At 40.1% G+C, this 13,068-nt stretch carries 12 protein-coding genes; 6 read left to right on the plus strand and 6 right to left on the minus strand.

The annotated features are described in order from the left end of the window. Positions 1–187: 187 nt before the first annotated feature. Both H5201_RS07175 and elbB read right to left on the minus strand, forming a co-directional pair. Complete coding sequence (locus H5201_RS07175; protein WP_182767484.1) at positions 188–580, minus strand: cytochrome c5 family protein; 393 nt, start codon at positions 578–580, stop codon at positions 188–190. 192 nt (positions 581–772) lie between these two features. Continuing rightward, positions 773–1,423, minus strand: a complete 651-nt coding sequence (gene elbB, locus H5201_RS07180) for an isoprenoid biosynthesis glyoxalase ElbB (protein ID WP_149982603.1) — start codon at positions 1,421–1,423, stop codon at positions 773–775. Positions 1,424–1,990: 567 nt separating this feature from the next. On the opposite strand from elbB, the gene polA reads away from it, so the two are divergent. After that, the gene (polA, locus tag H5201_RS07185) at positions 1,991–4,726 is read left to right on the plus strand and encodes a DNA polymerase I (protein WP_182784094.1); all 2,736 of its coding nucleotides are present in this window, start codon (positions 1,991–1,993) and stop codon (positions 4,724–4,726) included. 136 nt (positions 4,727–4,862) lie between these two features. On the opposite strand, the gene H5201_RS07190 is transcribed toward polA, so the two are convergent. After that, complete coding sequence (locus H5201_RS07190; RefSeq protein WP_182784096.1) at positions 4,863–5,672, minus strand: lipase secretion chaperone; 810 nt, start codon at positions 5,670–5,672, stop codon at positions 4,863–4,865. 3 nt (positions 5,673–5,675) lie between these two features. After that, positions 5,676–6,596: a triacylglycerol lipase gene (locus H5201_RS07195; protein WP_182740281.1), complete on the minus strand. Its 921-nt coding sequence runs from the start codon at positions 6,594–6,596 to the stop codon at positions 5,676–5,678. 437 nt (positions 6,597–7,033) lie between these two features. Between H5201_RS07195 and H5201_RS07200 the strand changes: the two genes are divergently transcribed. Further along, positions 7,034–7,621 (plus strand): YceI family protein, encoded by a 588-nt coding sequence (locus tag H5201_RS07200; protein ID WP_182717680.1) that lies wholly within the window; start codon positions 7,034–7,036, stop codon positions 7,619–7,621. Beyond that, entirely contained in the window at positions 7,621–8,142 is a 522-nt protein-coding gene (locus tag H5201_RS07205) for a DUF1285 domain-containing protein (RefSeq protein ID WP_182717681.1), read from the plus strand. The genes H5201_RS07200 and H5201_RS07205 overlap by 1 nt, the downstream gene beginning before the upstream one ends. On the opposite strand, the gene yihA is transcribed toward H5201_RS07205, so the two are convergent. Then, positions 8,143–8,805 carry a ribosome biogenesis GTP-binding protein YihA/YsxC gene (gene yihA / locus H5201_RS07210; protein WP_145238434.1) on the minus strand — a complete coding sequence of 221 codons (663 nt, stop codon included), beginning with the start codon at positions 8,803–8,805 and terminating at the stop codon, positions 8,143–8,145. A gap of 295 nt (positions 8,806–9,100) precedes the next feature. On the opposite strand from yihA, the gene H5201_RS07215 reads away from it, so the two are divergent. The 3 genes from H5201_RS07215 to H5201_RS07225 all read left to right on the plus strand — a co-directional run bounded on the left by H5201_RS07215 (position 9,101) and on the right by H5201_RS07225 (position 11,585). After that, positions 9,101–9,733: a cytochrome c gene (locus H5201_RS07215; protein ID WP_149982610.1), complete on the plus strand. Its 633-nt coding sequence runs from the start codon at positions 9,101–9,103 to the stop codon at positions 9,731–9,733. A gap of 755 nt (positions 9,734–10,488) precedes the next feature. Continuing rightward, on the plus strand, positions 10,489–11,073 hold the full coding sequence (gene yihI / locus H5201_RS07220) for a Der GTPase-activating protein YihI (RefSeq protein ID WP_145238440.1): 585 nt from the start codon (positions 10,489–10,491) through the stop codon (positions 11,071–11,073). Then, positions 11,073–11,585, plus strand: a complete 513-nt coding sequence (locus H5201_RS07225) for a DUF2489 domain-containing protein (protein WP_220491317.1) — start codon at positions 11,073–11,075, stop codon at positions 11,583–11,585. The genes yihI and H5201_RS07225 overlap by 1 nt, the downstream gene beginning before the upstream one ends. 61 nt (positions 11,586–11,646) lie before the next feature. Here H5201_RS07225 and hemN read toward each other — a convergent pair whose 3' ends face one another. Then, positions 11,647–13,020 carry an oxygen-independent coproporphyrinogen III oxidase gene (gene hemN / locus H5201_RS07230; protein ID WP_182717683.1) on the minus strand — a complete coding sequence of 458 codons (1,374 nt, stop codon included), beginning with the start codon at positions 13,018–13,020 and terminating at the stop codon, positions 11,647–11,649. Positions 13,021–13,068 lie beyond the last annotated feature (48 nt).

Consider the following 13,068-nt stretch of genomic DNA (forward strand, 5'->3'; position numbering starts at 1 on the left):
TAAACCGATTTTTATTATTGTATATTTATTGGTCTTATATTTTCACTTTTTTGCTGAATCGTCAAGCGGACAATAGTATTAGAAAATGATAATAATAAATAGTGATAAAGGTAGGTTAATATTTATTTTTATAATAAAAAAGGCTGAAAAAATCAGCCCTTTATAAAAAAAAGTACAGAATTAAGTATTATTTTTTGCTCATGAAATCAATAGCTGCGCTTATTTCATCATCTGAGCAATCCATGCATGTACCGCGTGGTGGCATTGCATTAAAACCATTAATTGCATGACTTAATAGAGTGTCAGCGCCTTTCGCTAAGCGTGGAGCCCAGTCATCTGCTGATTTTGGTGCACCAAGTGCGCCAGTACCATGACATGCAAAGCACGCACCTTGGTAAACTTGTTCACCGGTACGAGGACCTGTTGGCACTTCAGCAACTGCTGCTTTATCGCCTTCAAAGTAAACGGCACCTATAGGCGCGATACGTTTTTTGATCGCATCTTCAGTCATAGAGTTATCATATGGCTGTGCGTATGCGGTGTTTGCTAGCAATAATAATGCTGCTGATAGTTTTTTCATTTTGCCTTGCTCACTTCGATTTGAACGTGATCAATCACGATAGATGACGGAATTTAGAACGATTATAACGCTAAGCCGCAATTTATAAAACGCTACGATGTATTTTTCTTATGAAAAAACACTATTTTTTTGCGCCAGCGCAACAAAGCAGCTACTTTAGAATGACTGATTTGCGGTTTTTTTAGCACCTAATTAGCTCATTTTCAAAAGCGCAGCGACTAGTTTTTCAATACCTGCATCAGCATCTAAAATTGATTGCGCTAACATGTAAGCTGGAGTGCTTACGAGTTTATGTTGCTCATCAATTACAATATCATCTACTGCACAATTAATGTGTTGAGCGCCTAAACTTTGTAGTGCGTTGGCAGTATCAACATCATTACCAATAGTGGTTTTTACGCCAGCACTGTAGATCAATGGGATCATTGCTGGAGCAATGCACATATAGCCTGCTGGTTTTTTGGCATTCGCAAATGCTTTAGCAGCACGGAGCATTTCAGGGTTTAATTGTGCTTGCGCACCATTGATCGCAAAATCACACAGGTTTTTAGCCGCGCCAAATCCACCAGGCACAATCAAAGCATCAAAGTCATTAGCATCTAACAGTGTTAACGCTTTGATATCGCCACGGGCAATGCGTGCCGCTTCGACTAATACGTTCCGGTTAGGGGTCATTTGTTCCCCATTCAGGTGATTGATCGTGTGCAATTGCTCAATATCAGGGGCAAAACACTGGTAGCTTGCTCCGGCTTTGGCAATATGTAATAACGTTAATACGGCTTCGTTGATTTCTGCACCGTCATAAACTCCACAACCTGCTAAAATTACAGCTATTTTTTTCATATACTATGCCCTTATTTATTATTCATAAAGTCAGTTTAGCATGACTTTTGCTGACTGTTATGGCCTTATTAAGATCATTTTGTGATCATCAATAATGATGAGTTAAAGATTATTTTTATTTGATCAATCCACTCGAGGCAGAGCAAAAACGCGCTATATGCTTTTTTTTAAGTTGGCTAATAGGAAAAAATTATAAAGGATCGCTATGATCTTTGATCCATTGTGATAGAATGCTCGTCCGGTTATTTATAAGGAATGAATTAACCGTTTTTTAGTTGTAAAAAGCCACAATCAAGCAAAGCAATAAAATGTTTTTCCACATTGTGATAAAAATAATAAAAAAAGAACCTCGTATTATCTTTTTAAAACAAAACATACACTTAACTTGTTTCTAAGTAGTTTTAAATTACTTTGGAGGAATAGCTTGTGGGTGTTATCTACATAGTTATCCACAACTTACTCTTATTTAACGGTTTAAACAAAGCTTAATTCACAGTCGTTTTATGCGTGCCCTTATGGCATGCTTACAGATATTTCGTTTTCTCTCATTTAGGATCCAATTACATCATGGCTCAGATCCCTGAAAATCCACTTATTTTAGTCGATGGCTCTTCCTACTTATTCCGTGCATATCATTCACCACCGCATTTAACTAACTCAAAAGGTGAAGCAACAGGCGCTATTTATGGCGTTGTTAACATGATGAAAAGCCTGATCAAACAGTATGATCCAAGCCATATGGTGGTGGTTTTTGATGCTAAAGGTAAAACTTTCCGTAATGATATGTACAGTGAGTACAAAGCCAACCGCCCGCCAATGCCCGATGATTTGCGCACGCAAATAGCGCCACTGCACGATATTATTAGGGCGATGGGTTTTCCGCTTATTAGTATTGAGGGTGTTGAAGCGGATGACGTGATTGGTACATTTGCCCGTATTGCTTCAGAGCAGCAGCGCCATGTATTGATCTCAACCGGTGATAAAGACATGGCTCAGTTAGTGAATGAGCATGTCACTTTGATCAATACCATGACCGACAGTATTTCTGATCCAGACACTGTGGTTGAAAAATTTGGCGTTGGTCCTGAACTGATCATCGATTACTTAGCTTTGATGGGCGATAAAGTAGATAACATCCCAGGTGTCGATGGATGCGGCCCTAAAACGGCGGTTAAGTGGTTACAAAAATACGGATCATTACAAGGTGTGCTTGATCATGCTGATGAGATCAAAGGTAAGATCGGCGAAAAGCTTGCCGCCGCAGTCGATCATTTACCGCTAAGTTATGAACTGGCTACCATTAAATGCGATGTTGAAGTTGAATCAGACTTAGATACCTTTAAATTGCAAGAGCCAAATCGCGATGAACTGATTGCCTTGTATGGCGAGTGTGAGTTCCGTCGCTGGTTAGCTGAGTTATTAGATAATCCAAAAGATGCAGACACTCACTTGGCTGTCCCCAGTGAAGCGAATGAATTACCGCAAGTGGCTGATGCTCACTATGAAACAATCCTGACAACAGAGCAATTAGATACTTTAGTCGAGCAATTAAATGCCGCTGAACTATTTGCCTTTGATACTGAAACAACCAGCCTTGATTACATGCAAGCTAAACTTGTCGGGATGAGTTTTGCTGTTAAAGCTGGCGAAGCCGTGTATTTACCGGTTGCCCATGATTATCCTGGCGCGCCCGAACAGTTAAGTTTAGAGACGGTGATGGCGAAGATCGGGCCAATTTTAGCTGATGAAAACAAAGCAAAAGTTGGTCAAAATTTAAAATATGATAAGAGTGTATTGGCTAATGCCGGTTTTGAGCTAAAGGGTATTAAATTCGATACTATGCTTGAATCTTACGTATTTAATAGTGTTGGTACTCGCCATGATATGGACTCGTTGGCGCTAAAATATTTAGGCCATAAAAATATCAGTTTTGAAGACATTGCTGGTAAAGGTAAAAAGCAGCTGACATTTAATCAAATCGAACTTGATAAAGCGGCACCTTATGCCGCAGAAGATGCGGATATTACGCTTCGTTTACACCAAGTATTATGGCCGAAACTTGCAGCCGATGAAAAGCTTAAATCGGTATTTGAAGATATAGAGATGCCGCTTGTCAGCGTTATTTCAGATATTGAGCGTACCGGTGTTGCGATTGATAGCAAAATGCTTGCCGCGCACAGCCAGCGTTTGGGTGAGCGTTTAATTGAGCTGGAAAAAGAAGCGCATGAGATTGCTGGTGAACCATTTAACTTAAGCTCACCAAAGCAATTACAAGTATTGTTGTTTGAAAAACTTGAACTGCCAGTTATTAAAAAAACGCCAAAAGGCGCACCTTCTACAGCTGAAGAAGTACTACAAGAGTTGGCTCACGATTACCCGCTGCCTAAAGTTATTATTGAGCACCGAGGTTTATCTAAGCTTAAATCAACCTACACTGATAAATTACCACTGATAGTGAATGAGCAAACGAAGCGTGTGCATACTTCTTATCATCAAGCGGTAACGGCAACTGGCCGATTAAGTTCAAGCGATCCTAATCTGCAAAATATTCCTATTCGTTCAGAAGAAGGACGCCGTATTCGTGAGGCTTTTATTGCTGCAGATGGCTATAAAATAGTGGCTGCCGATTACAGCCAAATCGAACTACGTATCATGGCGCACTTATCGCAAGATAAAGGCTTGTTAAATGCGTTTGCCAATGGTCTTGATGTACACAGTGCAACTGCTGCGGAAGTGTTTGGTGTTGAGTTAGAAGATGTAACCACGGATATGCGCCGTAAAGCTAAAGCGGTTAACTTTGGTTTAATTTATGGGATGTCGGCATTTGGTTTAGCACGTCAACTTGATGTACCGCGCCATGAAGCGCAACATTACATTGATAAGTATTTTGAACGTTTCCCTGGTGTGCTTGAGTACATGGAATCAACCCGTGAGAAAGCTGCCGAAAATGGCTATGTTGAAACTATTTTTGGTCGTCGCTTACATTTACCAGAGATCAACGCCCGTAATGGCGCGCGCCGTAAAGGAGCCGAACGTGCTGCGATTAATGCACCAATGCAAGGCACCGCAGCTGATATCATCAAAAAAGCCATGCTAACAGTCAACAAATGGGTGTATGAACAAGCACCGAATACGGTTAAATTACTGATGCAAGTACACGATGAATTGGTATTTGAAATCAAAACTGAGTGTGTTGAGCAATACACCGCAGAAATTTGCCAGTTAATGTCTGATGCTGCGAAATTAGATGTGCCATTAGTGGTTGAAGCTGATAGCGGAGATAATTGGCAACAAGCCCATTAATCACTGAGCTTTTTAAATCATATAAGCGCGGCTGCATTGAGTGAAGCCGCGCTTTTTTATGTCTGTGAATAGGGTAGTCAGTTTTTTAAAAGGTGGCCATTCGGCTACTTTCTTAACGCTATAGTAGGTCACTCATTTAATGCAATGGATATAACACTAAAAACCGTCGCTTTTGATTTGTGGTTAAATGATCATCAAGTAGCTGGATAATTTTTTGCTCTGCTTGTTGTGGCTCATAGTGTTGTTTTAACTGTGTAATTTGTTGTTTGAGTTGCTCACTCAATGTTTGCCATTGTTGGCGCTGCTGCTCTAGAGCGATTAACCTTGTTGCCGCAGCATCGCCAAATTCCGCTGCCAGTTGATTATAGTCTTGTTGTTGCAGGGCATCTTTTAGCTCAGTGTTTAAAGCTTTTAGATCGTTACTGGGTTTAAGTGCCTGGGTAATACGCTCAGGTTGCTCGCCCTCTAAATTAGATAACAATTGTTGCTTTAATTCATCACTAATATGGTTGTTCTGATTAATTTCAAGCTTGGCAATTGTATAGTGCTGCCACTCATTATCATCGTTAAATAAAAGAGTGATTTCAGCTGCATTGAAGTAGCGTTGTTGAAAAGCGATCATTGCAATTAATTGTTCGCTTAGCGGCAAATGAGCGAGTTGTTGCTGCAGCTCTGCCAGCGCTATTTTAAAGCTGAGGTAGCGATTAAATAACTCACTATTGATTTCGCATGCAGCTAACTTTTCGCACTGTTCTAGAGCCTGCGAAGCACTAAACTCACCGGACTCTTGGCTAGCTAAAATAACGTGTTCAAAAATGCTATCGATTGCCATCGGTTGATCGATATGTGGTGGCGTTGCACTTGTAAGCTTATCGTCGCTGAGTAAAAAAATCATAGCTGTGCTAGTGATAGATATCACTAGCACTAAAATGAGCAACCGCTTCATTGTTTATAAGCCTAATTTTTTTAAGCGATTAGCATGTTGACGGTAGACTGTCAGTGGATCGGTTGTAAATAAATGATGAAAGCCAATCAGTTGATTCACTTCATCAAGGTGATTCATGCGGTAATTATCTTTTAATACATAACCTAAATGGCTACTACAACGAGAGACTAAGCCATCGTCATCGCCTGGGATCAGTATTGCAGTGATCGCCAGTGCTGCATCTGATGGGTCAAATATATTTGTTAAAGTTCGAGTGCCACTCCAAGAAAAGTAATATACGCCATTACTGGCATACATAGGTCCTTGCTGGCATTGCTCAGCAGGTAGGCCTTCTGGATATTTTTGATTAAAGGCCAGCGCGCCCTCAGTGGTTAAGCTCTCCAGTGCACCAAGCGCATCTTGTGGTAACTGACTATTGTCAGAGAGTAATGCGATTAACCCGCCAAATGCATCAAAAGCTGTTTTAGCTATACCTTCTAGCTTAGATCCAGGAGTCAGTCCTTGGCGCACCACATCAGCAACAGGGCTACCAAAATTAACACCGCCAACACTGGTCGCAGAGGCAACTAAGTCGGGGCGTAGTGAGGCAACATAGCGAATACTTTGCGCGCCTTGACTATGACCAATGAGATTTACTTTTGTTGTACCAGTTAGCGCAATAATCTGTTCAACTTGCTGTAGTAACTGCTCGCCTCGTTGTTCAGAACTATTCAGCGAGGATACGGCCGTGACGAAAACCTGTGCGCCATCACGACTGAGGCTTGCTGGTACCCGATAAAAATAATCGACACCTAATACATCGTCAAAACCCATCAAGCCATGTGCTAATACAATTGGGTATTTAGTTTGGGTATAGCCTGCATTAGCGCTATTACTGAAGATAAATAGCAGGCAGCATAAGTATAGAGTGGTTATTTTTTTCATGATCAGTGCTCTTTTATTGTGTGTGTTTGATCACGCTTTGAACTGCTGTTTACAGACAAAGTGTGTGGATTTTTTATTCTAATTAGTTAATAGAGCAAATTTTGAGCTGAAATTCAATGTTAATATTAAGTTAAATTAACATGCAATTTGTAGTATTAGTTATATGTTTATCAATTCGACTAGTTAGTACCTGTATTTAGTTTATTTATCATGGTTAGTTTGGTAAAGTCCGCGTCGTCCTCATCCTGTAGGACATCCTGTTGATGATGCACTCGAAAGGGTGCTCGTATTGATAGCTTCTCCCCAGTTTGCTATACCGGCCCAGCATTAATTTGTTGGGTCGTTTTTTTGTCTCTGTTATTTATTATGCTATTGATTGCACTTCATAGAACAAGTGATACCATTGAATCTCATTTTCATTTTGAAAGGAATGCGTGATGGTTAAATCAATTGCGATATTAGGTCTTTCGTTATCAAGCCTATTAGTCTCTGGTGTTGCCTGTGCTGACTGGCAGGTTAACAATGATCAAAGCAAAGTAAGTTTTGTGTCTATTAAGTCAAATAGTATTGCTGAAGTGCATCACTTCAAAAATGTGTCAGGTAGTTTAGCTGAAAATGGCTCTTTATCAGTCGATATTGATCTGAGCTCAGTTGAAACGATGATCCCTATTCGTAATGAACGCATGACCAAGTTGTTATTTGAAACAGCGAAGTTTCCAACCGCAACCATAACAGCTAATTTAAGCAAGCAATTAAAAGCGCTTAAGCCTGGCCAACATGTATTTAAAGGTATTAGTGCTGAACTTGATTTTCATGGTGCTAAGAAAGAGATTACAGTGGATGTTATCGCCAACTTGTCATCGCAAGGGGATATCAGCGTTTCATCAATGAGCCCAATTATCATTAATGGCGCAGACTTTGCTGTCATTGATGGCATTATGCAATTGCAAAAGTTAGCAGGTTTACCATCGATAGCAACGGCAGTACCTGTTAGTTTTTCATTAACGATGAACAAGCTTAAATAATGCACTCTTTGAATGAGCTTGCCACTGCACTTGAGCAGCCAAGCAAGCCATTTTCTCAATGGCAGCCGCAGCATTGTGGCGAGCTGCCAATTATCATCAATCAGCAAGGTGAGTGGTTATACGGTGGCAGTAAAATTACTCGTATCGCTATGGTTAAGCTGTTTGCCTCAGTTCTTTGCAAAGAGCAGGATACTTTTTACTTAAAAACACCAATCGAAAAAATAGCTATTACTGTCCATGATGCTCCCTTTATAATCGTTAATTGGCGCTTTGAAATGACAGAGCAAGGGCAAGTGTTATGTTGTGTGGATAATTTACAGCGAACTTGGCTAGTAACCTGCGAACAACCTTTAGTAGTACAAGATTATCAGGGCAATAATGTGCCGTATTTACAGTTACCGTATGGCTGTAGTGCTCGGGTATCAAGAAGTGTGTTTTATCAGTGGGCAGAAATAGCACAAGCTGATAAGCAAGGCTATTTCATTCAATCTGCGGGTCAGCGTTTTTACTTAAACGTGTGATTAAGCATCTGATTCAGGCGTTTGTTCAACATCAGTAGGTGGTATTGCAACAATTGGCCCTAGGAACCATTCATCTAATTTCTTAGCAACTTCAGGTAATCCTGTGCCTTTTAAAGATGAAAACGCATGAACGGTAATATCACCTTCTAAGCTGCTTAACTCGCGACGAACTTGCAGCACCTGTGCTTTACGTGCACCTTGCTTTAGTTTGTCGGCTTTAGTTAATAGCGCCAATACTGGAATTTCACTACCAATTGCCCAATTAATTAAATCGCGGTCTAAATCTTTAAGAGGATGACGAATATCCATTAAGATCACGATACCTTTTAAACTTTGACGTTTTTGCAGGTACTCACCTAATGACTTTTGCCATTTCTTTTTCATTTCGATCGGTACCTTAGCAAAACCATAGCCAGGTAAATCGATTAGGCGCATATCATCAACATCGGCTAATTCAAATGTGTTGATCAGTTGCGTACGACCAGGGGTTTTACTAGTACGTGCCAGCTTTTGGTCAGTTAATGCATTAAGAGCACTAGACTTACCGGCGTTGGAGCGGCCAGCAAAGGCAACTTCAATTCCCGTATCAGCAGGCAATTTAGTGATATCTGGAGCGCTGGTAACGAACGACGCAGTGTTATATTTGATACGAGATTTGAGCACAGGCTCTCCTAGAAACTTAATTAAGTATTACAGCGAGTAAACTTTACTTAATTAAAGTTCACTTAAGGGGCGCATTTTATACTATTACTACACTATTAAAAAGCGGATTTAGACTAAGATAGCAGCCTAAAATCAACTAAAATGATACGGCCAAAGCTTAATCTAGGTCAAAACCCTATAATTTATAAGTTTAATATGAGTAGAAAACGTGCCAGAGAATTTATTATCGTGTAGAATATGTAAATCACAACATCCATATTGTAGATGATACAGGGTCGGAAACAGAGAATTCACCATGAAAAAAATAGCACTATCTTTAACTATATTGCTTGGTGCGTTGTCAGCAAGCAACGCAACAGCATTTGATGGCGATGTAAACGCAGGTAAAGAAAAATCAGCAACGTGTGCGGCTTGTCACGGCCCAGACGGTAACGCGCCGGTTAATATCTACCCAAAACTTGCAGGCCAACACGCGGATTATATTTATAAGCAACTTACTGAATTGAAGTTAGGTATGACTTCAGGTGGTAAAGAGGGTCGTATGGATCCAGTCATGAGCGCGATGGCAATGCCATTGAACGATCAAGACATGAAAGATTTGGCTGCTTATTTTTCGTCACTTAACATGTCAGAGGGTGCAACACCTAAAGATATCGTTGACGTTGGCGCCATGCTTTATAAAGCAGGTGACGCAGAACGTGGTATTCCAGCATGCGCAGCATGTCATGGCCCACGTGGTAATGGCTCATCATTAGCTAAGTTTCCAAAAATTTCTTTTCAACATCCAGAATACATCAAGTCACAACTTGAGAAATTCCGTGATGGTGTGCGTCATAATGATTTAAATGGCATGATGCAAGATATTGCCACCAAGCTAACAGACAAAGATATCGAAGTGCTTTCTAAGTACTTAGGTGGACTACACTAAAGTAGTATAGATTAGTTTTATTATTAATCCTAAAATCTATAGTGGTTACAAAAAGCAGCGTAAGCTGCTTTTTTTGTATTTGTGTTTTGTCGATATTACCTCTTTCCTTGTAAGACATTGACCATGCCTTGCTGTAAGCTAAATCCTATTTTTATTTTTGTTTTTATCATAACTTATTGTAATTTAATGTTTTGGTTATGTTGCAATTTGTATTGCGTAAGAAAAATTATATAAATTAGTTGTAACAAAATTATTAATGCGTAAATTAACCCCTGTCGCTGAAACAATAAGAACAAAATGGACTAAACTACACGGAAAGTAGTGTGACGTGATTATCGGGGATAAGACATCGGTTGATGTCACCGAAGGAATATTAAAAAAGAGTCAATGAAGACCGAGAATAATAAAATCTCACGGAAGTTTAAAATAAAAACAAAATGGAATGCTACACGGAAGGTAAAAATAATAACAACATGGAACAACAAAAATAATAACAATAATAAAGACTAAAAAGTCGAAGGGAGAAGTGTCCAGTTAAATGGCGCTCAGATTAGCAGGCGGTAGAGATGTTTTCTCTACCGCCTTTTTATTTGTCCTGTTACAATAGCCATCGTTTATACTTAAATGTATAGAAAGTGCGCAAGTAGTCGAGTTACCCAACCTCAATCCGCACAAACCGAATTCTTCTGGCAAGGCCAGCATCGCAACGCCAAAATGCGCGTTGCTCAAAACCTCTTAAGTGAGATGATCAAGATATGAGTAGAACTAAAAAGTCACGTAAAATCCCGTCTAACGGTCCTGTTCGTTTAAGCAAAGATAAGCTTAAAGAAATGCGTGCATTGAAAGAACAACGCGTTAAAAAGACCAAAGGTGCAAAGCCAGGTTCACGTAATTCGATAGACGCTTTACAGCCTGAGAGTAATAGTAATCAGCAACATAAAGACAAACGTGTTGGTAGTAAAAAACCAATCCCTTTAATTGCCGTTGCAGCTGAACCAGTTATTGAGCTTAAACGTAACTTGAAGCCACAAGTTGAACTGAAAAAAGTAGTTCAGCCTGAGCTTTCACCAGAGCAAGAATTAGAAGCGCTAGAAAATGACGAGCGCTTATTGAAGCTGGTTGAGTTACATGAAAGTGGCCAGTTATTAACAGGTAAAGATGCTAAATACTTCAACAGCCGTATTGCACGTCATCAAGTGTTATGTGAATTGCTTGGTATTGAAGACGAAGCTGACGATTTTGATGATGAAGAGTTTAGCGAAGAAGCTAATAGTGACTTTGATCATTACTTGTCGAATGATTTAGCCAATGAATGGTTAGATGACGAGGACGATAAATAATGAACATAATGATCTTGGCTCTGTGTGTTGGCGCTGTGATCATTGCGGGGCTGGCATTTTATGCTGGCCAATTACTGTATAAACTCAGTGCGCAAAAAAAACTGATCGCGAAAGAGCAGGTAAAGCAGCAAGCTAAGTTAGCTAAGTCGCGCTTAGAGCGTAATGCCAAGCTCGCAGACAGCATTCATTTAATCGCCCGTGCTATGCACCAAGAGCAATGTGAGTTCTCAGAAGGGTGTTTGCGTATTTGGGTGCTAATGTCGCAATACAGCTTTGAGGATGACGAAGACCTTCCAGGGCGTTATCCAGGCATATTTGCGATGTATGAAGTGGTAAAAGAAATGCCAACTCATGACGCTCGTAAAAAATATTCGAAAAAAGAAATATTTAAACAAGACAGCGCTCGCTGGCGTGCTGAAGAAACTCATGCAGAGCAAATTAAAGCTGACTGTGAGAAAATCATTGAAGAGTTTAAAGCAGCCCCTGGTAGCGAAAACGTGGTGTTTAACTAATTTTACAGTATCAATAAAAAAGCAGACCTCGGTCTGCTTTTTTTATGCTTGTGCACTCAGATTAAATTACCCGAGAGAACCGAGTCGCGTTAATCTGTTTTTGTAAATGAGCATCAAAACACATACAAATGATACGAATAAACAAATTGCCGCGTGCTGTGACGGTTATTAAGTCTGCATCGATAGTCACCATGCCATCTGCTATTAGTGGCTCAAGAGCTTGCAGTGAGCTGGCAAAGTAATCTTTAAAGTCGAGTTGATAGGTATTAGCAATACTTTGCATATTCAGTTCAAAGTGGCAAATAAGCTGTTTGATCACATCAGCGCGAATAACGTCATCATTATCAAGTTTCATACCTTTGCTGATTGCACTGCCAAGCTGATTATCAATCGCGTGATAGTAATGCTTTAACTCTTTTTGATTTTGCAAAATAGCAGTGCCAATTTGTGAAATTGATGACACCCCTAAACCCAGCAAATCACAGTCTCCATGAGTGGTGTAGCCTTGAAAATTACGATGTAATTGCTGACTATTTTGTGCAATAGCTAACTCATTACTGGTTTTTGCAAAGTGATCCATACCAATAAACTGATAACCTGCGTTACTCATTTGTTCTAAGGTATTCTTAAACATGGTGAGCTTATCGTGAGCGCTAGGTAAATCTGCATCCTTAATTTTTCGCTGAGCGGCAAAGCGATCCGGTAAGTGCGCGTAATTAAATACCGATACACGATCAGGACTAAGGGCAATTAATTGCTCAATAGTCTCTTTAAAGCTCTCAGGGGTTTGCAGTGGTAAGCCATAAATCATATCTGCATTAATTGATTTGAAGCCGAGTTCACGGGCTTCACCAATCAAACTTTTTACTGCATCAGCACTTTGTGGACGGTTAACGGCAAGCTGTACATCATCATTAAAGTCTTGAATGCCAAATGATACACGGTTAAAGCCAAGGCTACGCAAGTGGCTGAGCATGTCAGTTGCCAGTGAGCGAGGGTCTATTTCAATACCACGCTCTGCATCGGGAGCAAACTTAAAGTGCAGCTCAAGTAGCGCGATTAAACGGCTCATTTGGCTGGTTGTTAAAAAAGTGGGCGTGCCACCGCCTAAATGCAGTTGCTGTACTTGATAGCTATCAAATAGCAGCGCTTGAGCGATGATTTCTTTTTCAAGATAATCTAGGTATAAGTCAGCTTTTGATTGATGGCGGGTTATTACTTTGTTACAGCCACAGTAATAGCAAAGCTGACTGCAAAACGGAATGTGGATATATAAAGATAAGCTGCGACTGTTTGATGAGTTAATTGCACTGATCAAGTCTTGTTGTTGATAGCCATCATTAAACGACAATGCTGTGGGGTAGGAGGTGTATCTTGGTCCAGACACATTGTACTTATTTATTAAGCTTTGATCCCATTTGGGTAAATTAATCATCACGCGCACCTTTTATATCATTTTCGTTAGTATAAAAAGGATGCGTCG

The organism is Pseudoalteromonas sp. SG43-6, from assembly GCF_014164365.1.
Classification (GTDB): Bacteria; Pseudomonadota; Gammaproteobacteria; order Enterobacterales; family Alteromonadaceae; genus Pseudoalteromonas; species Pseudoalteromonas rhizosphaerae.